Genomic DNA, 24,671 nt, shown 5'->3' on the forward strand with positions numbered 1-24,671 from the left:
ATGACGGTTACAAATAAGACGAACGTAAATTTGGTTGATTATCTGTTAAAAGCGGAAAGTGATGTGACGGAAGTGGTCAAGATTACAGACCAATATCCTGAACTATCAATTGAAGAAGCGTACGATCTGCAAAAAGCACTTATTGAAAGGCGCATGGAGAAGACACAAACAAAGCGTCTAGGAATAAAGCTTGGACTGACGAGTAAAGCGAAGCAAGAGATGATGGGTGTGCATGAAGCCATTTACGGTTATCTTTTGAGTGATATGCTCGCATTCGAGTGGGAACCCCTACAGCAACACCGTCTTATCCATCCAAAAGCTGAACCAGAGATCGCTTTTATCATGGGTGAAGATTTAATGGGAAGTGATGTGACAGCATCAGATGTCATGCGAGCAGCAAAGTATGTGGTAGCTGCGATTGAAGTGATCGACAGCCGTTACAAGGACTTCCGTTTTACACTTCCAGACGTTGTAGCAGACAATTGCTCATCCGCTAAATTGATTTTAGGCAGCAAACTCGTTCGCCCAGAAGAACTTGATCTGGCGAATATTGGAATGGTGATGAGTAAGAACGGAGAGATGATGACCACTGGTGCGGGATCTGCTGTTCTTGGTCATCCTGCTGAAGCGGTAGCATGGGCTGTTCAAAAGCTTGCCGAGCGTGGAGAAGGTTTATTAAAAGGAGATATCGTTTTGAGCGGGGCATTATCTGAAGCAATTGCTTTTGATATGGATGACACGATCGTCGCACAGTTCGATGGTCTGGGATCTGTAACACTATCATCGAGATATGTGAAATAGGTGCAGCGCTCATGCCGATCATTCATGTGCAAGTGATAGAAGGGCGAACAGATGAACAGCTGAGCAAACTGATGGAACGGTTAACACTGGCGGCAGCTGAATCATTGGATGTGAAAAAAGAACAAGTTCGTGTGCTGATCCAAGAGATTCCCAATAAGCATTGGGGAGTTGGCGGAAAACCGAAGTTTTAAGAGCGAGAAATGAGACCCTTTGCGGAGCAAAGGGTTTCTTTTTTGGTTTGTGAGCGGAGATTAGCGACCAATACCAGATATTTGTGCTGATTCTTATCCCTTTCTTTTATTTGCTCAATCTTCCTCATGAAATAATCGGTATAGTACAACCTTGACTTTACATACCTTTAAACGACATGCAATCGTGAGGAGGAAGCTTTATGTTTAAACGCTTTAATCGGCTGGCGATCGAACTGCCGACACCGACTAATCCTGATGCGAATGCGGCAGCGGCAGTTCAAGAATTGCTAGGTGGTCGTTTTGGTGAGATGTCGACACTTAATAACTATATGTATCAATCTTTCAACTTTAGAAAAAGAGGAAAATTGAAACCGTTCTTTGACCTTGTCTCAAGTATTACAGCAGAAGAGTTTGGGCACGTTGAGCTTGTTTCACACACGATCAATATGATGATTTATGGCACGACCCATCCTGGAGATGTGAACGATGCGCCTATGGCAGCAGCTACTGATAAAAGGAATACTCAGCATTTTATTGGTACGGCACAAACATCCTTTCCTTTTGATTCGATGGGAAAAGCTTGGAACGGTGATTATGTGTTTAGCAGTGGGAATCTACTTCTCGATCTTCTGCATAACTTTTTCTTAGAGTGTGGAGCAAGAACACATAAGATGAGAGTTTATGAGATGACGAGTAATCCTGTTGCCAGAGAGATGATCGGCTATCTTCTAGTGCGCGGCGGTGTGCATGTTTTGGCTTATGCAAAAGCGATCGAAATGGTTACAGGCGTTGATATTAAAAAGATGCTTCCAGTACCAGATCTAGAAAACTCGGCTTTTGAAACGACGAGAAAATTTGAAGCTGAAGGCGTACACAGAAAATTATATACGTTTAGTGATACGGATTATCGAGATATCGCCTTGATCTGGGCGGGGCAGCATCCATTAGGTGGTCCACTTGAGACAGTAATCGGCGCTCCAGCTGGTGCTCCAATGCCAGAGTTACGGTCTATCTCAGAAGAGTTCGCACCAGGGATCTCTCATGAAGATTTTATGCAGATTGCTGAAAGACTGAAGAAGAATGCGGGAATCAGTTGATGGACCGGCGTACAATACGTCGGTTTTTTTATGGTATGATTTATGATGTTTATAGATTTTGTAAGAAATGAAAGGAAGTCCGGTAGATGACATACAGACAAATTAAGTGGTTGATCCTTCTCATTCCAACAATATCTGTTGGTTTATGGGAATACGTTAGACATACAGTTCTGTTGCCTTATATATCTATGAACACGGGAAACTGGCTCTCTGCCATCATCGTATTTTTAGTTACACTTTATTTTTTGAATATCTTGTTTGGAAGGTTAGAGCGTATGCAGCAGGAGCTTCAGAGAGAACGGTCGGAGAAAGCGGTCCTAGAAGAACGAGAGAAAATTGCGAAAGAGCTGCATGACGGCATCGCCCAATCGTTATTTTTTCTCTCCGTTCAAGTGAATAAGCTGGGAAGTGAGTTTAGTAAGGATGATAAATTCTATATTAAACTCAAAAAAACGTTGCAGCACATTCATGACGATACGCGTAGTGCGATTCAAAATCTTCGAAACGTTCCGGCTCAAGCAGATATTTCGTGGACACGATCATTAAATGCGTTCTTCAATGAAATGGAGACTCAGCATGATTTCAAGATTCATCGAGAGTGGAGATTACAGGATGATGATCTGACTTCAAAGGAAAAAATCGAATTATTTGCTTGTGTTCGTGAAGCAATTATCAACGTAATTAAACACGCTAACACGAATGAAGTATGGTTGGATACGTTGAAAACCCCAAATGGATGGGTTTGTACGATTGTAGATAAAGGGACAGGGTTTGATTCTCAAGAGCCTACAGAGGGTTTTGGTCTAAAAATTTTACAAGACAGAGCGTATTCAATGGACTGGCAGCTAAAGATTACCAGCACGACAGGAAAAACAACGATCACGATCGAGAAGGAGGGAAATACATGAAACAGCCTATCCGTTTATTGATTGTAGATGATCATCATCTTGCTCGAGAAGGTGTAAAAGAGATTTTAGAGTGTCAGACTGAGTTTGAAATTGTGGGTGAAGCGTCTAACGGTTTACAAGCGATAGAGAAGACAAGAGCTCTTATGCCGGATCTTGTACTCATGGATATTTCTATGCCAAAGATGAACGGGTTTGAAGCGACAAAAGAAATAAAGAAGCAGTTTCCAAACATAAAAGTGGTGATCATGACGGTTTCTTATGACATTACGGACTGGTTTGAAGCCCTAAAGCGTGGGGCACAAGGATATCTTCTTAAAAATTTGAACACAGAAGATATGTTAAATGGATTAAAAGCTTATGCTATGGATGAAATACCGATGTCGAAAGAGATGGCTTTTCGAATTTGGAAAGAGTTTAAGAAGGATGGACAAGCTGGGCAAGCTCTGTCGGCCCGGGAACAAGATGTGCTTCAATTGGTAGCCAAGGGGCATTCCAATAAGGAAATCTCAAAAGTTCTCAATATCTCTGAGAATACGGTTAAAACACATATGAAGAACATTTTAGGAAAACTGCATCTAGAAAACCGTGTACAATTAGCGAGTTATGCTTACGATAACGGAATCGTTTAATTTCCAGTGTCATACAATGGACACATTTTAATTTTCATAATCACCCTTTAGAGTGATTACCATTTCCAGCTTGTTGTTTATACTTTTCCATATTGAGTCCGAATAAGGAGAATATAGATATGCAAGCAACAGCTTATAAGTTACCAGAAAACAACGAGAATGCTTCAAAAAAATCCAACAGTCTCTATCAGACGTTTTGGAGATGGCATTTTTATGGCGGAATCATCTTTGCACCTTTTTTGATCTTACTTGCGATTAGTGGAGCATTATATTTATTCCAATCTGAAATTGAAACGATGATCTACAAAGACAAGATCATTGTTCAAAAAGGTGACCAAGCTCTTCCTCTCTCACAGCAGATTGAAACTGTTCAAGCGGAGTATCCTGGCGCAGAGATTGGTTCGGTCAGACTACCGAAAGAAGATAATCGAGCTACTCTAGTAAAAGTGATCGAAAATGATGTTGTTACACAGGTTTATGTAAACCCATACACAGCGTCTATAACAGGAACGATACTTGATGAGGATCATTTCAAAAACGTTGTCGCTAAGCTTCACAGTGAATGGATTGTTGGAGGAACGTTCATCAATCGATTCGTTGAACTGGCTGCATGTTGGACGATCATCATATTGGTGACAGGTCTATACATTTGGTGGCCAAGAAACAAAAAGACTTTTATGGGAACAATTTTCCCCCGCCTTAAGAAGAATGGTCGCATGTTCTGGAGAGATCTTCACGCAGTGACAGCGTTCTGGCTGTCGTTGATGATACTCATCCTTATCGTTACAGGGCTGCCATGGTCAGGTGTGATGGGAGAACAGATCAACAAGCTGGCGACTAATGCAAATGCAGGTTATCCAACTTATGCATTCATGGCGCCAACGGCAGAAAAGACAACAGATGAAATCGCAGAAGATATTCCATGGGCAACGGAGAACAATCCTGCTCCAACATCAACGAAAGATGACGGATCACTTTCTGTTGATCAAGTGATGTACTTAGCTCAAGAGAACAAGATCCAAAAGCCTTATACGATTTCAATGCCTGCAGGAGAAGATGGTGTATTTACTGTTGCTTCTTCAAGAGATAAACCGGAAAATGAAGCTACCGTCTATTTTAACCAGTATAACGGAGAAATTGTAGAAGATGTGAGGTTTAGTGATTACGGATGGATGGCAAAAGCGATCTCAATCGGAATTGCGCTGCATGAAGGGCATTACTTTGGTCTAGCTAATCAAATTTTAGGAGCTATAGCTGCTCTAGGTTTAGTAGCGATCGTTATCTTTTCTCTCATCATGTGGAAGAAACGTAAACCATCTGGAAGATTGGGAGTGCCAAAAAAATCGGATAAGAAGCTAAAACCTTGGATTATCATCCTCATGGTCATAACAGGTATCGTTATGCCACTCGCAGGTATATCTTTCGTTTTCGTATTCTTATTAGATCGCTTTGTCATTCCACGAGTAAAACCACTTCAAGCATGGTTGTCATAATATTATTAGAGGTGAAGAAAAAATGAAAAGAATGATACTGATTTTGGGACTAGTGCTGACGATGGCAATATTGGCTGCATGCGGTTCAGGCGGATCAAAGGACGAACACGAGAATCATAAGAACCACGAACAACAGAATAGCGAAAGCAAAGAAACGTCTCAGTCATTAGACTGGGACGTTCAGTCGTTTTCTTTTAAGGACCAAAACGAGGCTGAATTTGGATTGGAAGATTTAAAAGGTAAAGTGTGGACGGCGAATTTTATCTTCACAAATTGTACAACCGTTTGCCCGCCTATGACTGCACATATGGCTAAACTGCAAGGAATGGCAAAAGAAGAGAAGGTTGATGTAGAATTTGTTTCTTTCTCTATCGATCCAAAAAGAGATAATGCTGAGGCATTGAAGAAGTTTGGTGAAAACTATGACGCAGATTTCTCCAACTGGCACTTTCTCGGTGGCTATGAAGAGAAACAGATCGAACAGCTAGCAAGAGATTCATTCAAAACACCAGTAGTGGCTGATCCAAACTCAGACCAGTTCATCCATGCATCAGCCTTTTTCTTAGTAGATAAAGAAGGAAAAGTCGTCTCCAGATATGATGGAGTAGAGAATACACCATACGAAGAGATAATCGCAGATATGAAAAATAGACTGAAAAAGTAAACCAGCTTTTTGAGGTAGTAGAAATAGAGCAAACACCCTGGTGGAAAAAGGAAAGCTGAGGAAAAGCAAAATAGTTTGGGGTCTGACCCCCAACTATTTTGCTTTGAATTTGTTCACACAATAGTTATGGTTTGGAAGTCTAACTTCTATCTACTTATGATAAAACTATAGATAGAATCGTCATTAAGCATTAATGGAGGTATATTCAGTTATGAATCCAATAAAAACGTTAAAAACAGTAGGATATCTTGAAGGGGCTTCGTTCTTAATTCTTCTTTTCATCGCCATGCCGTTGAAATATTTCTTAGATCAGCCGATGGCCGTTTCAATCGTTGGTGCCCTTCATGGTCTACTGTTCGTTCTTTATATCCTAGTCATTCTTTATGTGTACAACGTGAAGAAGTGGCCGATTATGCGTGCGTTCTTGGCACTAGTTTCTTCTGTCCTGCCGTTCGGACCGTTCATTTTCGACCGTAAGTTTTTAAAAGATTAATACTGTTTGAGGGAGCCACCTTATTTAGGAAGCTCTCTTTTTTTTGGGGTTAAAAGGTAGAGGACGTGTGTCATCATTTGTCGAAAAGCCTATATTTCCCAATTTTGACTTAATTGTAGATGAATTAGACTTAATTATTTTATTTTAGACTTAATCGATAGCGTTTCCGGCTTAATTACTAACGACCATGACTTAATAAGCCTCGCCAGCACCACCACATGCTAAAGATGTGCTTTCCACAGAAACACTGAACATGCGATTGTCCTCCTCGGAAGGAAAAGCTAACTTCCTACTGCTCACTAAACCGATACCCCTAGTATTTTTCAATAGTTTTGTTCCCGCCATGTTAAGAATTCGTGTAAATTGTTTTAATTTTCTAATTTTCGGCTATTTATACTTTAATATGGTTTTTAACAGGAGGGACAATCTCATGATTAAAGCACTTCTACTTAATGCGTCTCTTAAGAGTGGTGATGAAGTCTCTAATACCGAAAGCTTGATGAACGAAGCGGTGCATATTTTTAATAAGAACAACATAGATACAGAAATGGTAAGGCTTGCTGATTACAGGATCGCTTATGGTGTTTCTGCAGATGAAGGAGAGGGTGACGAGTGGCCAGAGATTTTTGAAAAAGTGAAAAAGGCTGATATCCTCATCATCGGAACGCCGATCTGGCTCGGTGAAAAGAGCAGCCTTGCTACACAAGCGATCGAGAGGTTATATGGTGCGAGTGGAATGACGAACGAAAAAGGCCAATATCTATTTTATAACAAGGTGGCAGGTGTTGTTGTGACAGGCAATGAGGATGGAGCAAAACACGCGAGTGCTTCCATTCTGTACGGTTTGTCTCATATTGGTTTCACCTTACCGCCAAATGTGGATACATATTGGGTTGGTGAAGCAGGTCCAGGACCTTCCTATATAGAGGCGGAAGGCAACAAGAATGATTTCACGATGCAGCACAATAAAATAATGACGTACAATCTGATTCACTTTGCAAAGTTATTAAAAGAACATCCTATTCCAACAGAAGGCAATGTGGTAGAAAGTAACAGATAATCAAGGGAGGATACTTATGGCAATCGATCAGGTAGCGGCAGAACGATTAGTTGGGCAATTCGAGAGAATCAGATCATTATCTGAAAAACTAGCATCAAAACTTCAAAATGAAGATACGATCATTCAGGCGATGCCAGATGTGAGTCCGCCAAAATGGCATCTAGCACACACGACATGGTTTTTTGAACGATTCATCTTAAAAGAAAAGAATCCCTCCTATGTTCCTTTTAATCCTAAGTTTGATTATCTTTTCAATTCCTACTATGAGACGATTGGTTCGTATCATCCAAGACATTCTAGAGGCGTGCTTTCCAGGCCTTCGATGGATGAAGTGTATGCCTATCGTGAGCATATAAACAGAGAAATCTTGAGTCTTCTTAATAACTATGGAGATCAGCTACCAAAAGAGGTTGAGGATCTGATTGAGATCGGTCTTCAACACGAACAGCAGCACCAGGAACTTCTATTAACAGATGTAAAATATAACTTCAGCTGCAACCCTTTACTGCCTTCGTACACAGAACCTTCTTCACCTGATCACACAAATTCTGAGCAAAAATCGCAAGTCACTGAAATTAAGATCCAAGGAGGACTCGTTGAAATTGGTTTTACAGGAGCTGGTTTCTCCTTTGATAATGAACGGCCTCGTCACAAGGTTTGGCTGAATGCTTACGAGATATCTTCCCACCCAGTCACGAACGGAGAATATCTTTCATTTATTGAGGCGGGGGGATATGAGCAGCCTGAGCATTGGTTGTCAGATGGCTGGGCAACCGTGAAAAAGGAAAAATGGAAACATCCTCTTTATTGGCGTAAGAGTGAGGATGGCTGGTACACGTTCACATTAACAGGTGAAAAGAAACTAAATCTCGATGAACCTGTCTGCCATGTAAGTTTTTATGAGGCTGATGCTTTTGCTAGGTGGAGCGGAAAAAGGTTGCCAACAGAAGCAGAGTGGGAACATGCGATGAGTTCCCTCCCAATAGAAGGGAATTTTGTTGAAGAAGAATCGTTTCATCCTATTGTGGGTGAACCTTATTCAAAATCCCCGATCAAGAAAGCGTTTGGAGATGTTTGGGAATGGACCAGCAGCCCTTACACATCCTATCCACAGAGTAAACCGCTTGAAGGTGCGCTCGGTGAATATAATGCAAAATTCATGTGCAATCAGATCGTTTTGCGAGGTGGGTCATGTGCAACCTCTAAATGGCATATCCGACCTACTTATCGCAACTTTTTTCAAGCCGATAAAAGATGGCAGTTCAGCGGAATTCGCTTAGCGGGGGATCTCACATGAAAACGATAAGATCGAACGTTCATTATCACATCGGAAACGAACCTGAAACAGATATGTATAGTGAAGTACTTCATGGACTGCGACAAGAGAAAAAGTTCATTTCACCTAAGTATTTTTATGATAAAAAAGGTTCCGAGCTGTTTGAAACGATTACGATGCTCACAGAATATTATCCGACCCGAACAGAACTGCTGATCTTAAATAAATATAAAGATGAAATGGCTCACGCAATTGGAACGGATACGGCACTCGTAGAGTTTGGAAGCGGAAGCAGTGAAAAAGTTAGGACACTTCTTGAGGCGATGCCTGAACTTAAAGAATATGTACCGATCGATATCTCTAAGGATTTTCTGTATCAATCCGCACGAGCTCTGTCAATGGAATATCCTCATCTAGACGTGCATGCTGTGTCTGCCGATTATACAGATAAGTTTGAGGTGCCAGAGCTCAATTCTAAACGCAAAGCGGTGTTCTTTCCGGGATCTACGATAGGTAACTTTGAGCCTGAGGAAAGAATGAATTTTTTAAAGATGACAGCGGATTTTCTTAAGCCAAAAGGCGGTCTGTTAATCGGAGTAGATATGAAAAAAGATCACGCAGTGTTGAATGCAGCTTACAATGATAATAAAGGGATCACAAGTCAATTCAATCTAAATTTACTAAACCGGTTAAACAGAGAACTTTTGGCAAATTTTGATCTCGAAAAATTTCAACATCATGCATTCTATCATGCAGAAAAGGGCAGAATCGAGATGCATCTTGTAAGCCTGATAAATCAGACGATAACCATCGGTAATGAAAAAGTCTTCTTTACTGAAGGAGAAACTATCCACACTGAGAATTCTTATAAGTTTACGATTCAAGAGTTTCAGAATATGGCGAGACAGTGTGGATTCACACCTAAAAAAGTATGGTGTGATGATAAGAACTGGTTCAGTATGCATTATTTGGTTGTAGAATAGACTCCAAACTAAGGGACTCCTTTTGTCAGGAGTTTCTTTTTTTGTGGATGTTAATAGCATACGAACGTACTCAAAGCTTTTTATTGGGCATTTTTTTAGCAAAGGGAGATAATAAAAGAAAATGGAATGGAAGAGGGATTATGATGAGACTTAAAGGAATTCACCATGTTTCCGCGTTAACTGCGAAAGCCCCAGAAAACTTTAGATTTTATACTGAAGTAATGGGCTTAAGACTGATCAAAAAAACGGTAAATCAGGATGACACAAGCGTTTATCATTTGTTTTATGGTGATGAAAAAGGGAATCCAGGAACAGAGCTTACGTTTTTTGAAATTCCGATGGCTGGAAGAAACCATGATGGTAACAACAGCATTTCAGCTATCTCCCTTCGAGTAAAAAATGATGATGCACTTCGCTTTTGGAAAGAGCGTTTAAAAGAACACGGTATTGAAGCGGAAGATATCATGAAACGTGCAGGCCGTAACACGTTGGCGTTTAGAGATCCTGAAGGTCAAAGAATGATTTTAGTCTCAGATGAAAACAACAAAGGGGTTGCAGGTGGCCAGCCATGGAACAAAAGCACAACGCCACAAGAATATGCAATCGTTGGCCTTGGTCCCGTAAGGTTAACTGTGCCTTCAGCTGAACCAACTGTAGAAGTGCTGACTGAACTATTAGGCTTTAAAAAAAGCGGAAGCTACGCACCAGAAGTGACAGGTCAACCTGAAATTATTGTGCTGGAAACAGGTGAAGGGGGAAGTGGTGCTGAAATTCATGTAGAAGAACGAAATGACCTCCCTCAAGAACGACTTGGTCGAGGTGGAGTGCACCATGTTGCCTTCCGAGTTGATAATGAAGAAGAACTTCATGAATGGATTGAAAAAGTAAAAACATCAAGGTTTCCGAATTCTGGATTTGTTGATCGTTTTTATTTTAAATCTCTCTATTTCCGTGAACCAAATCGCATTCTTTTTGAACTTGCAACAGATGGTCCAGGATTTGATACGGACGAAGATATTGAACATCTTGGTGAGTCACTTGCACTACCACCGTTCCTAGAAGCTCATCGTGAAGAAATCGAAGCGAAATTAAAACCACTGGATACAAAACAATAAAATTCATATGGCCTGAATCTTAACGGATTCAGGCCTATTTTTTTGCATAAATTTTTTGAGCGAATACCCGACATAAAAATCGTATTTTAGGAAAAATTAAAAAACGTTACAACAATATAAAGAAATAAGGAGATGTCACAAGATGTATTGGCAAAAAAACGCAAAGAATATAACGAAGTACGTTAGTGCTTTTGTTTTGGCATTAGCTCTACTTTTAGGTACTTCAAACGCTGCTTCTGCAGTTGGAAAAAATGCAAAAGGTCCAGATGTCTACGCAATTCAATCCATGTTAAAGTCTCTAGGCAGTTATTCTGGGAAAATAAATGGCTACTATAATGCCTCAACAGTAAAAGGTGTAAAGTATTTTCAAAAGAGTCACGGACTGCCTGTGACAGGATCAGTTGATGCGCGTACGTATCAATCTATTCTTTATGCTTACTCTTCATTAAAATTACCTAAAGTTCGTCAAGGCGGCGGAGCAGGTCAAGGCGGCGGAGCAGGTCAAGGCGGCGGAGCAGGCCAAGGCGGCGGAGCAGGTCAAGGCGGCGGAGCAGGTCAAGGTGGCGGAGCAGGTCAAGGCGGCGGAGCAGGTCAAGGCGGCGGAGCAGGTCAAGGTGGCGGAGCAGGCCAAGGCGGCGGAGCAGGTCAAGGTGGCGGAGCAGGCCAAGGCGGCGGAGGAGGCCAAGGTGGCGGTGCAGGTCAAATCGAACAAGGTGAAGGTCAGCAACAAGGTCAACAAGAAGAAGGCCAAGAGCAAGAAGTACCAAAACAGATGGAAGAACAAAAAGGTGAGACACCACAAGCACCACAAGCACCTAAACAAGAAATGCAGCAAAAAGGTTCAAAACAAAGTCCAAGTGTTCAGCCTGGGAAGAGCAGTCCATCACCAGGGATGAAAGATAATGGAAAAGACTAAAAATAGAGTATGAAAACCAAATTTTAAATGAAAATAACAAAGAGGTCATGTCCATGATCTCTTTGTTTTTATGAAGAAGAGAAATAATGAATCGGAGTGATCGGTCAATGTTGCAAGTATGGTTAGCTGGACTTCTTTTATTATCGACTACTGCAAATCAAAACACGGAAACGTTCATTGTGAACCAAGAAGGTCAAAAGCTAGCAGAAGTAAGCCGAAAACAGTTCGAGGGCTCAATTCCTGGATTTCCAATGATCGATGACACGAAATATAATCAGTTCGTTGATCTGCTTGATAAAAGATTATATAAAGCACCTATCAATGCTAAATTAAATGATTATGGAGCTATCATACCTGGTCAAGTTGGTTATAAATTAAATCGAAAGTTATTTAAAGAAAAGTTTTATACCTATTTTTTTGAAACCGGACCGAAAACGATTGATGTGCCAGAAATGAATATCTATCCAAAAGTTGATACAGAGGTTCTTGCTCATATTAAAAATCAGCAGATCGGGCAATATGTTACATACTTTAATTCAAATAATAAAAGCAGAACAACAAATATTGAGCTGGCTGCAAAAGCACTTGATAGTCATGTTGTTTTTCCAAATGAGACATTTTCATTCAACAAAGTCGTAGGCAGACGAACAACCGCAAAAGGCTACATGCGTGCACCGATCATCGTTAGAGGTGAATTGTCTGAAGGAATTGGGGGAGGTATATGCCAAGTCTCATCTACGCTGTTTAATGCTGTAGATCGAGCAGGATTAAGAATCGTTCAACGCTATTCTCACAGCAAACGTGTTCCATACGTACCATCAGGGAGAGATGCGACTGTTAGTTGGTACGGACCAGATTTTCAATTTCAAAACAAATACGATCAGCCAATACTTATTCGTGCAAAACGCTATGGAGGAAGTTTAGTCATCAAACTTTATTCTTCTGAAATCCTCGATCAAAGAAAGAGAAAAGTACCGAATGCACCAACTCATATACCGGAAGAAATACAAACGGATCAGAATGTACATCTTTCTAACCCTAAGAGATGATTTACAGTACAATAAAGATGTTCACATGTTTTTGAATAGGGGAGTTGGTTCGTTTGCAGACATTAGAAAAACTTACAGAACGTTTTTGGTACCAAACACCTGTTTCAGACACAGATCGTCCAATTTTAGGAGCTGTCGTGGGAAACGAAATGACTTTGATGATCGATGCAGGAAACTCAGAAAAACATGCATCTTACTTTTTGGATGAACTGCGTAAAAAGGATATTCGAAAACCTGATCTCGTAGTTATTACGCACTGGCATTGGGATCACATTTTTGGATTGCCTGCTTTAAACATCCCATCCATTTCTTCAGCAGAAACAAAAACAAAAATGCAGGAACTTCTTCCGTTTTCATGGAGTGATAAAGATCTTGATGAGAGAGTAAAGCAAGGCGTTGAAATTGAATTTTGTGCAGAAGCAATCAAAAAAGAATTTTCAGATCACCGAAACATCAAAATAAAGCTACCGACGATTACGTTCCATGAAAAAATGGAGATCGATCTAGGTGGGGTAACATGTGTTCTTCAACATGTTGGCGGGGACCATACAACCGATTCGATCATTGTATACATACAGGAAGAAAAGGTTTTATTTTTATCCGATTGTCTCTACGCAAATATGTACGCACCTAAAAATAACTATACGGTGAATCGAACGCTGAATCTGTTAGATCAATTAGAATCGTTTTAAGCGGATTTTTATATATTCTCTCATTGGAAGGCTGCTACGAGACAAGAGTTTCTAACAGAGGTATCCCTGTTGCGAAGGTTCGCTAACCTTACGAAAGAATTTGAAGGTAATCCGCAAGCAATTGAAGAAGAATATAAAGTCCAGGTTGATCGTGAACTTAATGAAGATGAAAGAGAAACCTTACAGTTTTTTGTTAACGGTTTCAACCTCAACCTAGATTAATAGAATGGGAGAATAAAATGCTACAGACATTCAAAGTGACCATTTCGCAATTTGGAGAAATAGAAAGACAGATCCGTGTGTGTCTGCCTCACGATTATAGTGACAGTTATGATCATTATCCCGTCCTTTATATGCATGATGGTCAAAATCTGTTTCATGATGAAGACGCCAGCTACGGTGTTTCATGGGGCTTAGCGGATTATTTAATAAAGAGTAAAGCACCTCTTATCATCGTTGGAATTGACTGCAATCATGAGGGGTTTGAACGTTTTAATGAATATGCTCCATGGGAAAACCCGACAGTAGGACCAGAACTTCTTAAATTTGATGGAGTTTATGGAGGAAAAGGGGAAGCGTATATCGAGTTTATTATGCATACGTTAAAGCCGCTGATCGATGAAAAATACAGAACGAAACCTGACGAAACATTAATGGCAGGCAGTTCGATGGGTGGATTGATCTCAACGTATGCAGCATGTCGCTACCCTCATATATTTCAAAGAGTAGCAAGTCTTTCTTCCGCTTATTGGTTTAATCAAACAGAGATTGAAAGGTTCATAGAAGAAAGTGACTTAAGTGGGCTCAAAAGATTTTATATGGATATCGGAACCGATGAGTATACATCAAAGGTGGATGCTGCTCATTACATACGTTCTTCTGAAGAGGTCTATGAAGTTTTTAAGACAAAGAACATCGACGTGCGATTTAAAAAAATTGATGGCGGAGTACATCATGAGACAGCTTGGAGAGAACGGATGCCTAAGATTATTGAATATTTGATGAAGTAAAGGGGAGATAGGCGTTTGATCACATTTGAGAGAATGAACAACAAGCAGTTTAAAGATTACCTAAAGTTTATGCTGCCCGATTATATTCGTGATACAGAGGAACATTATAATCTCGATCAAGAACTAGCCACTGAAAAAGCAGAAAAGCAAATGGAACAGCTGCTTCCTGATGAGGAACAAACAGAAGGACAGCATTTATTTCACATCAAAGAGGATCAAGAATTGGCCGGCTACCTTTGGTTTCATGTTTCAAAAGAAGAGAAGAAAGCTTTTCTTTATCATATTTACGTGCTGGATGCATTCCGTAAGCGAGGAATCGCTCAGACTGCTCTTCGTTTTTTTGAGAATGAATCAAAAGATGAAGGAGCGGACTATGTGGGTCTACATGTGTTTGGTTCGAACGAGAATGCGATCGAACTATATAAAAAACTAGGTTATAAACAAGCATCTATATCGATGAACAAAGTTTTGTAAACGTTTAAAAAGGAGAGAGATAAACAATGAAAAAAATTGGATTGCAACTGTACTCCATTCAACAAGAAGCTGAAAAGAATTTATTAGGTACATTAGAAAGAGTGAAAGGGATCGGATTTGACAGCGTACAATTTGCTGGATTATTTGGTATATCTGCTAAAGAGGTAAAAAAGGTATTGGACGAAAATGCTTTAACGGTTGCGGGAGCTCATATCCCACTTCAGCAATTCTCTGGAGATGCATTTAAAAAGCAGATGGAAGATCAACTGATTTTAGAGAATGATTTGATGATCATGCCATACTTAACAGAAGATGAAAGAAAATCGATCGACGATTACAAGCGTGTAGCAGACGTATTGAACGAAGCTGGATTAAGAAGCAAAGAGTATGGAATCCGTGTAGCTTACCATAATCATGATTTTGAATTTTACGAGCTTGAAGGTAAGATGCCGTTCGATTTGCTTTACCAAGAAACAGATCCTGATTTAGTCAAGATGGAGCTGGATACGTATTGGGCAAAATATGCTGGGTTCGAGCCTGAAGAGCTGCTGAATAAGTATCGCTTCCGTTGTGTATCTCTTCACCTTAAAGATATGGTAGATAAAGACGGGCAAAAACAGAGCACGATCGCTGGAACAGGAATACTTGATATCGGTAGCTTCTTACGATTAGCTGATGAACAAAAAGTAGATTATTGCGTGATCGAGCAAGAACATTTTGAAGGCGATCTTCTTTCGGAAGTTGAAAAAGGTGTGCAGAACGTTAAAGCACTTTTATAGAGGAGAAAACAGCCGTGGATGATGTAGCATTTGCTTCTTATATAGAAAGTAAGCATTTTGAGCTGATTCAAGAACTAAACAAACAAGAAGGCTGGACACAATTAGTTGAAAGGGACGAAGAAACAAAACAGGCTTGGAGTAAGTCCAATATAGCCTATGTCATGACAAAGGACGAAGAGGTAATAGGTTATGTTCGTGGGCTAACAGATGAACACGTAACACTCTATATATGCGAGATGCTAATTTCTAAGCCATATCGTGGACTAGGATTAGGTGAAAGCTCTTGAACATCATCCAAGTGAAGTATCCAAAAGCACGAATGGAGATGCTTGCATCCCGTACATCGCGCACTTTTTATGAAGGGCAAAATTTCAGACCTTTTTACGGTTATTGAAGAACGTTTGAAGAATGTAAATTTTAGGAGGCGTCTTTCATGAGTGAAAAAGTAACGAGTATTTCTGCTATACAAAGTCACATCAACAATGTATTCGTGCATGTAACTGATCTAAAGAAATCTGTAGCATGGTATGCTGATCTATTGGGAATTACGATAGATGTAAGTGAAGTGCAATCACCTGTACATAACATTCCTGTAACAGGACAAACAGGATTATCACTAGATGATCATACGTTTGACCCATCTTTCCACCGATCACCTGGTTCAGGTCCTATGTTTAATGTATTTGCAGCAGATATTGATGAAGCATACAAAGAACTTCAAGCGAAGAATATGAAAGTGATCCGTGAGATCGAATGGCACGGTGAAGTAGCTTGGTTCAATGTAGAAGATCCAGATGGAAACGTAGTTATGATCTGTAATTGTTAAACAATTAATAAATTTTCGAACAAATGATCCTTACCCGTCCTTCATATGTACGAGTAAGGGTCATTTTTATCTATTTAAACTAATAACCATCTATCTAGTATTTTCCTATTTGTGGTAAAGTGAATAATAGAACGTTTTCGGGAGGAATCGAAATGAACGATCAGAAAATAAATGCACTAAAAGAAGAGTTTGAGAATCTTGTAAGCGTAACCATTACTTCAACAAATGATCTTATGAATTTTTTAAATCAGCAAAAACGAATCTACGAAAAAGTAGAAGAAGAGATGCTTCGCCATTATATTGCGTTTCAATGTCAAAGTAATGATAAAGAAGTTAAAAAGCAATTTGAATTTGATCAGCAGCACATCAAGCCATTGTTTAAAAAGTACCAATCGATACTGGATGAGAAAGTGTTAGAGTCACCATTCATGGCTGAACTGCCGGACGATGAATTCGGAGAATATAAGAGGAAATTAAGAACACAATTTGCTCTATTTCAAGAAGCCAACTTGGAAATTGAAAAACAAGAGGATGCTCTAACGAATCAATACTTTGAGATCACAGGAGGTCTTTCTTCAAATTGGGAGGGAAAAGAAGTAACGATTAGTGAACTCTTTGTTCATATTAGAGATTCTAAGCGTGATATAAGAGAAAAAGCGATGAAAGCTTTGTATGAACCTATCCTAAAAGAAGAAGAGAAACTTCAAAGTATTCTTGACGAGTTGATTCAACTACGAGTGAAGAAAGCAGAGAACGCGGGCTTGAACGGTTTTAGTGATTTTATGTTTAAAAAATATAATAGATTTGACTACACGCCAGAGGATTGTACAGAACTCGCTGAATCCATACGTGAGCATGTTCTTCCGTTAACAATACAACTTCAAAAAGAGCACAAAGCTGAAATTGGCGTAGATATCTATAAGCCATGGGATGTTCAAGCAGAAGCAATCGGTCGAAAACCATTACAACCTGTAAGTTCTGATGTGGAGTTGATCAATAAATCAGCGAAAGTATTAAGCGAACTTGATGTTACATTCGGCTCTCTTGTCCATGAAATGAACGAGAAGAAGCTTTTTGATCTTACGAGCAGAAAAGGAAAAGCACAAGGGGGATTCTGTGAATCTTTACCTGAAACAGGGCTTCCGTTTATCTTTATGAACATGTCCAATACGGATAGTGACTTAGTTGTTTTTATGCATGAGATGGGGCATGCGATTCACGATCTATTAAAGAGCGATTTAGAATTATACGCTTATAAACAAATTCCAATGGAGTCTGCGGAACTAGCCAGTATGAGTATGGAGCTATTTACAATGGACCGCTGGGACGAGTTTTATAAAACAGAAGAGGAACTTAACCGAGCGAAGAAAGATCAGCTCAAAGGGGCATTGATGAGTCTTCCGTATATTATGGTTATTGATCAGTTTCAGCACTGGCTGTATCAACATCCGAACCATAATTGGGAAGAACGCACGAAGAAGTTTGGTGAGTTGAAAGATCGCTATGATGCTTCGATAATCGATTGGAACGGATATGAAGAATGGAAAGTTAAAGGATGGTTCTATACCCTTCATATCTTTGAAGTTCCGTTCTATTTTGTTGAGTATGCCATTTCTCAACTTGGAGCTATTCAGTTGTACAAAAATTACAAAGAAGACCCAGAGGGGACGATTCGTAAATATAAAGATGCATTGAAACTTGGGAGCTCTAAGTCCCTTCCAGAAGTTTATGAGGCTGCGGGGATCGAGTTGGATTTTTCATCTCATAAGATCGCGGAGCTTATGGAGTTTGTTGCGAAAGAACTAAACCTACTATCAATTAGTTAACTAAAGTAATAACTAATTAAAGAATTTAAACAATATAAAGGGTTTCTACCTGTTTAGTAGAAGTAATTAGATAAGGCGCACTTTATAAAAAAATGTTATCTCAATAAATAATAAAGAGGTGTCCATAAATTCTTGTCATAACCGGTTGGTGAGAAAGTATTTAATTGCACTGCCGACATACCGATTCCGATATTGAGCCGGACTCTATTCCCAGTGAACAAAGGAGCTTGTAAGCTGGATTCTCAATAACGAGAGTAAAATATGCACAATTTAACATACGTATTAGGATTCATTTTCCTTTGCAAGGGAAAAGTAAAGTTAAATGGCATATTGTTTATGGGCAATCATTCGGAATATGAGGGGTGAAAGGTATGCGAAAATCAGATGACGAGAAAATATGGGACACTGGAACTTCAAATTTTGAAGAAGGCGATAAGATCACCTTTCACAATACCGAACAAGGTGTTGAGAAAACGTACACGGTTAAATGTGTAAAAGAGAATGGTGATGTTGAGCTAGTCTATGCTGTAAAAAAACCAAGACCACCTATGCAGTAACAAACGTTATAAATAGCAGAAACAGCTCACATGTTTAGTGAGCTGTTTTTCGTTTATTCGAATGAAAAATGTAATACGTATGAATAAATGGTTAATAGTAATAGGAATGATAAATTATGGGTGTTTACCATTTCGTTTTTAAGGTAAAACATGAGTGAACAGCATATTGGAGAGGAAGTTATATATGACTCAAAAGCCATTAATTGGATTAACAAGTACGATCATGTCGATCAATACGATTGAAACTCAGAATGAAAACGTTGATACGATCGTTGTTTATAATAAATTTGCGGAAACGGTTAGAGATGCAGGAGGAATACCAATTGTGATTCCGATGGGCAAGCCAGAAGAAGCTGAGTTTTACGCAACAATGTGTGATGGGTTAATCTTTACAGGTGGTGAAGATATCAGCTCCATCACTTACAATGAGGAACCTCATCCAAAAGTAAAAAAGGTCAATAAGAATCGTGATGATTTTGAGATTGAACTTGTGAAAAAGGCTCGTGAGAACGAAAAAGCTATTCTTGCCATGTGCCGAGGCTACCATCTATTAAATGTCAGTTATGGAGGAACAATCATCCAAGATGTAGAGAGTGAGTTTTCTGACAGTATTAATCATTTCCAATCATCTGCAACTCGATCAGAACCTTCTCATACCGTTAGCATTGAAGAAGACAGTAAACTGTATAAGATTGTTGGTGAAAAAGAGGTTGCTGTAAATAGCTTTCACCATCAGGCGATCGGTAAAGTAGGTAAAGGGTTACGTGTTGCAGCAAGAGCTTCTGACGGTGTAATTGAGGCATTAGAGCTAGAAGACCAGAATAAAACGTTCCTGCTAGGGACTCAGTGGCATCCTGAAGAATTAAGACATGACAACGAGAATATGATGGCGATCATAAAAACATTTATTGAGGAAGCAAAGAAAATTAAGGAATAGAGAGTGAAACCTCCAAAACAGGAGGTTTCTTTATTTATATAGAGAGGTAATGTTTAGAATAGGAAACTTTTTTCGTGGTATATCCGTATTATATAAATAGCAATCATTGAGGAGGCTGTCTCATGAACATATCGAGACTTTTGAAAATGATAACTGGTGGTTTTGAAGCTTTCCTTGGTATACCTTTATTAGGAGGAGCCATCATTCTTGCTTCAGCATGGGGACCACTTCAGTTCATGTTTGTTTTTCACTTGATCACGCTCATCGTTTGTATTGTTCAAAAAGAGAGATTTATCGGCAGTATATTAGGTCTCATTACTTCTATCGTCGGTTACTTTCCAGTAATCGGTATGATTATGCACATCGTTACAGCCCTTGTTTTATTTTACGATGCTGCTAGAGGGAGTAAGAAACGAAAAAACGAGCATGTTATCGATGTGAGAAAAGGATATTAAAAGCGTACATTTTTTATACTGAAAGCTTTCAGCTCAAGGAGTGGTTGAAAGCTTTTTTATTTGAAGAAAAATGATACATTTATTGAGGAAAGAAAATATAATGAGAGGGGATAAAAAGAGTTTGGAGATCTTATACGTTCCTTTAATACAGTTTGCTATCGCTTATTATTTGTTTGTTCAAGCACCGCTATATAATAAAGATCGCTGGCTGTGGTCAATATTAGGTTTTGTTTTTACCTTCTTCACGTTAAGTGTTTTTCTAATTCTAACAAACCGAAAAGGATTAGGTTGGACTATATTAATTGCATTGACTCTTTCTGCTATAGCGGGAATTCTATTTTTAAGTTTACTGGTCTGGGCTGTCTTTTTTTCAAAAGGATAATGCTTGTATGAAAAAGAAGGTGGGTTTATGAAAAAACAACTCGTGTTTGTGTACGGAACGCTTCGAAAAGAGGGAAGTAATGCCCACTATTTGCAGAATGCAAAATACATAGAACATAGATGCTACGCCGAGGGACAACTATATGACACATGTTGGGGTTACCCCGCATTAATTCTTGAAAAAGATAAATGGGTAACAGGTGAATTATATGAAGTGACAACGGAGGAACTAAAACAATTAGACGAGCTTGAAGATTTTGTAGAAAACAGAGCTGGTAATTTATATGATCGCATCACGGTGATGATACATACTGCAAGTGGTAAAGAAGAAGCTATCATGTATGTGATGAGAAACAAAAAAAATCATTTTATATCCATTGTTGAAAATGATTGGATCAGATATCTCAATAAGTAATAGTAACAAAAAAAGAGGTCACCACATATGGTTGACCTCTCTCATTATAGTAAGGAGAAAATTTTCTCTATTTAGCAATCAAAGTATTGATACAATGAACAGCTGAGTCGACGTTATCAAACCGCTGAAGGGAGTTTGTTTCAATCTGAATCACTTCGAACGTTTGATCGTTCTTTAAATATTTTACAGAGAATACAGCTGTGTTGTTCTCACTAAAGGTGTGCGTAATATCAGATTCGATATACTGTTTGTTCTGCAAATTTAAGAGTATGCTTTTCACTTCTTGTTGGTTCATTATACATCGTCCCCTTTCTATTATGGGGGAACTTGTTAGGAACCCAAATAATAAATTACTTTCCTTCCTTAACATTTATGCTAACATAAGTAATTTTGTAAGTACACATAACAGAAGACCTGTTCTTCAATAATCACCCTTTTTTTATCGTCAAAATCGCCTCTATTTCGACATTACCCTTCAATGCTCGTGAAATCATACACGAATGCTCAGCTTTTATGGCGAGTTTTTGAAGAAGTGTCGAAATGTTTTTTGCCGGGTCAGGTTTGATCGTGACGACCGGTCGATGAATAATCTTTTGATAGGTAATGACCCCGTTAGTCACATCGACATGCCCTTCTGACGTCATCTTCAAATCTATCTTCTCTATTTTACTGCGTTCCATCATGGCAGCGAGAGTGATGATATAGCATGTTGCTGCTGCTCCTAGTAACATCTCATCGGGATTTGTGCCAATTCCCGGCCCATCCATCTCAGGGGGGATGGAAACCTTTGTTTGCAAATTCTGTGTTTCAATCGTTCCGATATCATTTCTGCCGCCTTGCCAATGTGCATTCAGATGAAAAATATGTTGTGCCACTTAGAATCACCTCGACTTTTTTCTTCTTTAAGTGTAAATGAACTAACCCTTTTCGTCACATTTTCTGTTTATTGTGTACAAAATGAAAAATATTTGTTTTTTTTGGTGATCCAAATTGGAATTACCTACGTTAGCTATTTGAAAACTTACAGAAGGAGGTGATAACCAGGTGAAACGATTAGTACAATTGGTAGTATTCGCAGCTGGGATGAGTATACCCGCGATCGTATCAGCGGATAGCGGAGGGATTCTTTCTCCGGTAACTAGTCTTACAAAAGAAACAGCTGAGATCGTTGAAAGTGTTCCAGACAAAGTGAATATTTCTACTAAAGATCATTCTGTTTCTGATGAAGTTGTGAGACCTACTCTTAACACAGTTACAAATATTGTTAAAGACACAACTCGAGCTGTCGACAGGGTGGATCAAACGGTTAACAAAGTTACCGAGACCGTAAAGCCAGTAAATGAAGCGGTCAAAACGGTAACGAATACAGTCGATACGGTAAAAGAAGCAGTACCGACAGAAAAGCTAAAAAGTTCTAAACCTATCGCGGATGTGGACCTTTCTGAAAAACCATCGATACAAGTCGATGTGTTAGATCAGGAGGTGAACGTTACGGTTCCTGTTACTTCGGAAAAACCTCAAGTAGAAGTGAAGCTTCCAGTCGTTTCTGAGATAGTTACTACTGAGCCGGAAGTTGAGGAAGTGGTCGAAGCAAAACCAGAACCAGCTCCTGCCACAACACCAGTCACTGAACCTGTTGTGGAAAACAAACCGAACACTAGTGAAACGATTAATGAAACGAAAGGTGCAATCACTAAAAAGCCGGTTGCTGTGACGACAAAAGAAATTTTTGTGAAAGACATAGAGAATCCCGTTAGTACGAGTGGAGAAGTACTTAAAAAGAGCAGGGATCAAAAAGAAACTGAGAAACCTGTACGGCAAAAAACAAGTCCGGATTATCCGGTAACTCAAAAGGTAACTCAAACACAAATGCTAACTCCATCATCACAAGGTGGACAATCTCCTTCAGGTTCATCCAATGGACCGATGACTTCTTCAAGCACTGTTACGTTTTTGGCTATTCTAGATGGTGGCCAAAATGATACTCAGCTTGAAACAGGAAGTGTACGTGGTGAGGGAGTTCGACACTATTATGATCAATGGCTAAATGCTCCACCTGGGCAACCACCACAATCTTTCTTCTAATTAAAATTTGGTAAAACAAAAAAATAAGAAGAAGAAGGAGAGAAATGACAATGAAAAGATCAAACTTTATTAGAACATTTGCGATTACAGGTGCTGCGGCTGCTGGGTTATTTTTTGGAGGAAGTGAAACATTTGCAGATGAAGGGTCATCGAGTCTTAAAATCGGAACAGGATTGATCAGTAACATTCAGATTTCTGAGAAAGATGAAGAGTCTAATCTTAACCTTGATCTAGGTGCTGTAACAGGCATCGAATTAGAGAGTTCAGATGATGATTCGAACCACAATAGCGTAAAAACAAACGTTGGTGCAAATGTAAATGCTGAAGCTTCCAGTGAAGAAGATGAAAAAGCGCAAGTAGGTACGGCTGTAAATGCTGGAGTTGAAGCGGAGTCAGAAACTGAAGATCATAACGACGTTGCTAATACAAATGCGGCAGTCGGAACTGATGCTACAGTTAAAAGTTCTTCTGATGATGAAAGTAAAGCCTCTGTAAACGCAGATACAAATGTTGAAGCGGAAGTTCGTTCTAATGAAGAAGTTAACAAAGATTCTATTTCTCTAAATGCGGGAGCAGATGTTCAAGCAGCTGTGGAAGCTCAAGATGAGGAAGAATCAAATACAGAGGCTGCTTTAGATGCAGGTGTAAATGCAGGAGTAGAAGCAACTGAAGAAGACGAAGAGTCAAGTGCGAAAGTAGATGTAGGCACAGATGTGATGGCGAACGTAACTTCTGAAGATGAAGAGAATAACTCTTCTGTAATGGCTGATGCTGGTCTATGGGCTGGAGTAGAAGCAACTGAAGAAGACGAAGATTCAAGTGCGAAAGTAGATGTAGGCACAGACGTGATGGCGAACGTAACTTCTGAACATGAAGAGAATAACTCTTCTTTGATGGCTGATGCTGGTCTATGGGCAGGAGTGGAAGCAACTGAAGAAGACGAGAAGTCAAGTGCGAAAGTAGATGTAGGCACAGATGTGATGGCGAACGTAACTTCTGAACATGAAGAGAATAACTCTTCTTTGATGGCTGATGCTGGTCTATGGGCAGGAGTGGAAGCAACTGAAGAAGACGAAGATTCAAGTGCGAAAGTAGATGTAGGCACAGACGTGATGACGATGGTTATGTCAGAAGATGAAGAAGATCGTTCTTCTTTAAGCACTATGCTTAACACGGATGCAGCACTTTCTTTGTACTCTGATGATGAGCTTGAAAACACTTCTCTTAAGTTAAATACTTCTATCATGGCAGATCTAATGAGCTCATTTGATGAAGATGAAGATCGTTCTTCTCAATTTTCTTCATTAGATACTGGCCTTGAACTTGGACTTGAAGGCAATGACGAAAATAGTGAGTTAGAATTAGATCTTTGGACAAGCTTAATGCTTGGTGCAATGTATGAAGGTCAAAATAGTGAAGATTCTTTCTTAGAGCTTTAATAGAATAACAAAAAGAGACGGCAGACGTGCTGTCTCTTTTTGTTTGGAAAGGGAAAGAAGTAAGAATGTGGATAATTTCTCAAAAACGTAAACCAACCATTTTTATAGGTTATTATGTAG

29 protein-coding genes and 1 pseudogene are annotated in these 24,671 nt (G+C 39.4%); 28 read left to right on the plus strand and 2 right to left on the minus strand.

Annotation, left to right across the window (positions count from 1 at the left end; all coding sequences use genetic code 11):
• The 26 genes and pseudogenes from ACNJYY_RS05335 (at position 1) to ACNJYY_RS05460 (ending at position 21,027) form a co-directional block, all read left to right on the plus strand.
• The gene (locus tag ACNJYY_RS05335) at positions 1-801 is read left to right on the plus strand and encodes a 2-keto-4-pentenoate hydratase (RefSeq protein ID WP_416730857.1); all 801 of its coding nucleotides are present in this window, start codon (positions 1-3) and stop codon (positions 799-801) included.
• Positions 802-812: 11 nt separating this feature from the next.
• Positions 813-992 carry a 4-oxalocrotonate tautomerase gene (locus tag ACNJYY_RS05340; protein WP_144702325.1) on the plus strand — a complete coding sequence of 60 codons (180 nt, stop codon included), beginning with the start codon at positions 813-815 and terminating at the stop codon, positions 990-992.
• A gap of 200 nt (positions 993-1,192) precedes the next feature.
• Complete coding sequence (locus ACNJYY_RS05345) at positions 1,193-2,089, plus strand: manganese catalase family protein (protein ID WP_066391910.1); 897 nt, start codon at positions 1,193-1,195, stop codon at positions 2,087-2,089.
• Positions 2,090-2,175: 86 nt separating this feature from the next.
• A complete protein-coding gene (locus tag ACNJYY_RS05350) occupies positions 2,176-2,997 on the plus strand; it encodes a sensor histidine kinase (protein WP_416730858.1) in 822 nt (273 codons plus the stop codon).
• Entirely contained in the window at positions 2,994-3,626 is a 633-nt protein-coding gene (locus ACNJYY_RS05355; protein WP_416730859.1) for a response regulator, read from the plus strand. Before ACNJYY_RS05350 ends, ACNJYY_RS05355 begins: the two co-directional genes overlap by 4 nt.
• A gap of 119 nt (positions 3,627-3,745) precedes the next feature.
• On the plus strand, positions 3,746-5,119 hold the full coding sequence (locus ACNJYY_RS05360; protein ID WP_416730860.1) for a PepSY-associated TM helix domain-containing protein: 1,374 nt from the start codon (positions 3,746-3,748) through the stop codon (positions 5,117-5,119).
• Positions 5,120-5,141: 22 nt separating this feature from the next.
• The gene (locus ACNJYY_RS05365) at positions 5,142-5,783 is read left to right on the plus strand and encodes an SCO family protein (RefSeq protein ID WP_416730861.1); all 642 of its coding nucleotides are present in this window, start codon (positions 5,142-5,144) and stop codon (positions 5,781-5,783) included.
• A gap of 211 nt (positions 5,784-5,994) precedes the next feature.
• Positions 5,995-6,276 (plus strand): DUF3817 domain-containing protein, encoded by a 282-nt coding sequence (locus tag ACNJYY_RS05370; RefSeq protein ID WP_066391923.1) that lies wholly within the window; start codon positions 5,995-5,997, stop codon positions 6,274-6,276.
• A gap of 430 nt (positions 6,277-6,706) precedes the next feature.
• A complete protein-coding gene (locus ACNJYY_RS05375; RefSeq protein ID WP_416730862.1) occupies positions 6,707-7,336 on the plus strand; it encodes a flavodoxin family protein in 630 nt (209 codons plus the stop codon).
• 16 nt (positions 7,337-7,352) lie between these two features.
• The gene (gene egtB / locus ACNJYY_RS05380; RefSeq protein ID WP_416730863.1) at positions 7,353-8,633 is read left to right on the plus strand and encodes an ergothioneine biosynthesis protein EgtB; all 1,281 of its coding nucleotides are present in this window, start codon (positions 7,353-7,355) and stop codon (positions 8,631-8,633) included.
• Complete coding sequence (gene egtD, locus ACNJYY_RS05385; protein WP_416730864.1) at positions 8,630-9,595, plus strand: L-histidine N(alpha)-methyltransferase; 966 nt, start codon at positions 8,630-8,632, stop codon at positions 9,593-9,595. The genes egtB and egtD overlap by 4 nt, the downstream gene beginning before the upstream one ends.
• Positions 9,596-9,738: 143 nt before the next feature.
• Positions 9,739-10,710, plus strand: coding sequence for a ring-cleaving dioxygenase (locus tag ACNJYY_RS05390; RefSeq protein WP_416731807.1), 972 nt, complete (start codon positions 9,739-9,741; stop codon positions 10,708-10,710).
• Between the two features lie 142 nt (positions 10,711-10,852).
• Entirely contained in the window at positions 10,853-11,626 is a 774-nt protein-coding gene (locus tag ACNJYY_RS05395) for a peptidoglycan-binding domain-containing protein (RefSeq protein ID WP_416730865.1), read from the plus strand.
• A 107-nt stretch (positions 11,627-11,733) separates the two neighbouring features.
• Entirely contained in the window at positions 11,734-12,675 is a 942-nt protein-coding gene (locus ACNJYY_RS05400; protein WP_416730866.1) for a VanW family protein, read from the plus strand.
• Positions 12,676-12,728: 53 nt separating this feature from the next.
• Positions 12,729-13,589: pseudogene (locus tag ACNJYY_RS05405) on the plus strand (MBL fold metallo-hydrolase).
• Positions 13,590-13,606: 17 nt separating this feature from the next.
• Complete coding sequence (locus ACNJYY_RS05410) at positions 13,607-14,377, plus strand: alpha/beta hydrolase (RefSeq protein WP_416730867.1); 771 nt, start codon at positions 13,607-13,609, stop codon at positions 14,375-14,377.
• Between the two features lie 15 nt (positions 14,378-14,392).
• The gene (locus ACNJYY_RS05415) at positions 14,393-14,851 is read left to right on the plus strand and encodes a GNAT family N-acetyltransferase (protein ID WP_416730868.1); all 459 of its coding nucleotides are present in this window, start codon (positions 14,393-14,395) and stop codon (positions 14,849-14,851) included.
• 26 nt (positions 14,852-14,877) lie between these two features.
• Positions 14,878-15,630: a sugar phosphate isomerase/epimerase family protein gene (locus ACNJYY_RS05420; protein WP_416730869.1), complete on the plus strand. Its 753-nt coding sequence runs from the start codon at positions 14,878-14,880 to the stop codon at positions 15,628-15,630.
• Between the two features lie 14 nt (positions 15,631-15,644).
• Positions 15,645-15,917 carry a GNAT family N-acetyltransferase gene (locus tag ACNJYY_RS05425; RefSeq protein WP_416730870.1) on the plus strand — a complete coding sequence of 91 codons (273 nt, stop codon included), beginning with the start codon at positions 15,645-15,647 and terminating at the stop codon, positions 15,915-15,917.
• Between the two features lie 146 nt (positions 15,918-16,063).
• A complete protein-coding gene (locus ACNJYY_RS05430; RefSeq protein ID WP_416730871.1) occupies positions 16,064-16,456 on the plus strand; it encodes a VOC family protein in 393 nt (130 codons plus the stop codon).
• Positions 16,457-16,608: 152 nt separating this feature from the next.
• On the plus strand, positions 16,609-18,282 hold the full coding sequence (locus ACNJYY_RS05435; protein WP_416730872.1) for a M3 family oligoendopeptidase: 1,674 nt from the start codon (positions 16,609-16,611) through the stop codon (positions 18,280-18,282).
• 371 nt (positions 18,283-18,653) lie between these two features.
• Positions 18,654-18,839: a hypothetical protein gene (locus ACNJYY_RS05440; protein ID WP_416730873.1), complete on the plus strand. Its 186-nt coding sequence runs from the start codon at positions 18,654-18,656 to the stop codon at positions 18,837-18,839.
• Between the two features lie 184 nt (positions 18,840-19,023).
• Positions 19,024-19,776: a gamma-glutamyl-gamma-aminobutyrate hydrolase family protein gene (locus tag ACNJYY_RS05445; RefSeq protein ID WP_416730874.1), complete on the plus strand. Its 753-nt coding sequence runs from the start codon at positions 19,024-19,026 to the stop codon at positions 19,774-19,776.
• A gap of 122 nt (positions 19,777-19,898) precedes the next feature.
• Entirely contained in the window at positions 19,899-20,231 is a 333-nt protein-coding gene (locus ACNJYY_RS05450; protein WP_416730875.1) for a hypothetical protein, read from the plus strand.
• A gap of 121 nt (positions 20,232-20,352) precedes the next feature.
• Positions 20,353-20,613, plus strand: a complete 261-nt coding sequence (locus tag ACNJYY_RS05455; protein ID WP_416730876.1) for a hypothetical protein — start codon at positions 20,353-20,355, stop codon at positions 20,611-20,613.
• Between the two features lie 27 nt (positions 20,614-20,640).
• Positions 20,641-21,027, plus strand: coding sequence for a gamma-glutamylcyclotransferase family protein (locus tag ACNJYY_RS05460; protein ID WP_416730877.1), 387 nt, complete (start codon positions 20,641-20,643; stop codon positions 21,025-21,027).
• Positions 21,028-21,094: 67 nt separating this feature from the next.
• Here ACNJYY_RS05460 and ACNJYY_RS05465 read toward each other — a convergent pair whose 3' ends face one another.
• Both ACNJYY_RS05465 and ACNJYY_RS05470 read right to left on the minus strand, forming a co-directional pair.
• Positions 21,095-21,322: a hypothetical protein gene (locus ACNJYY_RS05465; protein WP_416730878.1), complete on the minus strand. Its 228-nt coding sequence runs from the start codon at positions 21,320-21,322 to the stop codon at positions 21,095-21,097.
• Between the two features lie 133 nt (positions 21,323-21,455).
• On the minus strand, positions 21,456-21,902 hold the full coding sequence (locus tag ACNJYY_RS05470; RefSeq protein ID WP_416730879.1) for an OsmC family protein: 447 nt from the start codon (positions 21,900-21,902) through the stop codon (positions 21,456-21,458).
• A 169-nt stretch (positions 21,903-22,071) separates the two neighbouring features.
• Between ACNJYY_RS05470 and ACNJYY_RS05475 the strand changes: the two genes are divergently transcribed.
• Entirely contained in the window at positions 22,072-23,112 is a 1,041-nt protein-coding gene (locus ACNJYY_RS05475; RefSeq protein WP_416730880.1) for a hypothetical protein, read from the plus strand.
• A 50-nt stretch (positions 23,113-23,162) separates the two neighbouring features.
• A complete protein-coding gene (locus ACNJYY_RS05480; protein ID WP_416730881.1) occupies positions 23,163-24,551 on the plus strand; it encodes a hypothetical protein in 1,389 nt (462 codons plus the stop codon).
• The last annotated feature ends 120 nt before the right edge of the window (positions 24,552-24,671 follow it).

Origin of the sequence: Fictibacillus tiangongensis (assembly GCF_048083785.1) — a bacterium.
Taxonomy (GTDB): Bacteria; Bacillota; Bacilli; order Bacillales; family Fictibacillaceae; genus Fictibacillus.

Excerpts from the sequence above, each read along its gene's own strand:
- ACNJYY_RS05335 (WP_416730857.1), top strand. The coding sequence starts at position 1 with ATGACGGTTACAAATAAGACGAACGTAAATTTGGTTGATTATCTGTTA.
- ACNJYY_RS05340 (WP_144702325.1), top strand. The coding sequence starts at position 813 with ATGCCGATCATTCATGTGCAAGTGATAGAAGGGCGAACAGATGAACAG.
- ACNJYY_RS05345 (WP_066391910.1), top strand. The coding sequence starts at position 1,193 with ATGTTTAAACGCTTTAATCGGCTGGCGATCGAACTGCCGACACCGACT.
- ACNJYY_RS05350 (WP_416730858.1), top strand. The coding sequence starts at position 2,176 with ATGACATACAGACAAATTAAGTGGTTGATCCTTCTCATTCCAACAATA.
- ACNJYY_RS05355 (WP_416730859.1), top strand. The coding sequence starts at position 2,994 with ATGAAACAGCCTATCCGTTTATTGATTGTAGATGATCATCATCTTGCT.
- ACNJYY_RS05360 (WP_416730860.1), top strand. The coding sequence starts at position 3,746 with ATGCAAGCAACAGCTTATAAGTTACCAGAAAACAACGAGAATGCTTCA.
- ACNJYY_RS05365 (WP_416730861.1), top strand. The coding sequence starts at position 5,142 with ATGAAAAGAATGATACTGATTTTGGGACTAGTGCTGACGATGGCAATA.
- ACNJYY_RS05370 (WP_066391923.1), top strand. The coding sequence starts at position 5,995 with ATGAATCCAATAAAAACGTTAAAAACAGTAGGATATCTTGAAGGGGCT.
- ACNJYY_RS05375 (WP_416730862.1), top strand. The coding sequence starts at position 6,707 with ATGATTAAAGCACTTCTACTTAATGCGTCTCTTAAGAGTGGTGATGAA.
- egtB (WP_416730863.1), top strand. The coding sequence starts at position 7,353 with ATGGCAATCGATCAGGTAGCGGCAGAACGATTAGTTGGGCAATTCGAG.
- egtD (WP_416730864.1), top strand. The coding sequence starts at position 8,630 with ATGAAAACGATAAGATCGAACGTTCATTATCACATCGGAAACGAACCT.
- ACNJYY_RS05390 (WP_416731807.1), top strand. The coding sequence starts at position 9,739 with ATGAGACTTAAAGGAATTCACCATGTTTCCGCGTTAACTGCGAAAGCC.
- ACNJYY_RS05395 (WP_416730865.1), top strand. The coding sequence starts at position 10,853 with ATGTATTGGCAAAAAAACGCAAAGAATATAACGAAGTACGTTAGTGCT.
- ACNJYY_RS05400 (WP_416730866.1), top strand. The coding sequence starts at position 11,734 with ATGTTGCAAGTATGGTTAGCTGGACTTCTTTTATTATCGACTACTGCA.
- ACNJYY_RS05410 (WP_416730867.1), top strand. The coding sequence starts at position 13,607 with ATGCTACAGACATTCAAAGTGACCATTTCGCAATTTGGAGAAATAGAA.
- ACNJYY_RS05420 (WP_416730869.1), top strand. The coding sequence starts at position 14,878 with ATGAAAAAAATTGGATTGCAACTGTACTCCATTCAACAAGAAGCTGAA.
- ACNJYY_RS05430 (WP_416730871.1), top strand. The coding sequence starts at position 16,064 with ATGAGTGAAAAAGTAACGAGTATTTCTGCTATACAAAGTCACATCAAC.
- ACNJYY_RS05435 (WP_416730872.1), top strand. The coding sequence starts at position 16,609 with ATGAACGATCAGAAAATAAATGCACTAAAAGAAGAGTTTGAGAATCTT.
- ACNJYY_RS05440 (WP_416730873.1), top strand. The coding sequence starts at position 18,654 with ATGCGAAAATCAGATGACGAGAAAATATGGGACACTGGAACTTCAAAT.
- ACNJYY_RS05445 (WP_416730874.1), top strand. The coding sequence starts at position 19,024 with ATGACTCAAAAGCCATTAATTGGATTAACAAGTACGATCATGTCGATC.
- ACNJYY_RS05450 (WP_416730875.1), top strand. The coding sequence starts at position 19,899 with ATGAACATATCGAGACTTTTGAAAATGATAACTGGTGGTTTTGAAGCT.
- ACNJYY_RS05460 (WP_416730877.1), top strand. The coding sequence starts at position 20,641 with ATGAAAAAACAACTCGTGTTTGTGTACGGAACGCTTCGAAAAGAGGGA.
- ACNJYY_RS05465 (WP_416730878.1), bottom strand. The coding sequence starts at position 21,322 with ATGAACCAACAAGAAGTGAAAAGCATACTCTTAAATTTGCAGAACAAA.
- ACNJYY_RS05480 (WP_416730881.1), top strand. The coding sequence starts at position 23,163 with ATGAAAAGATCAAACTTTATTAGAACATTTGCGATTACAGGTGCTGCG.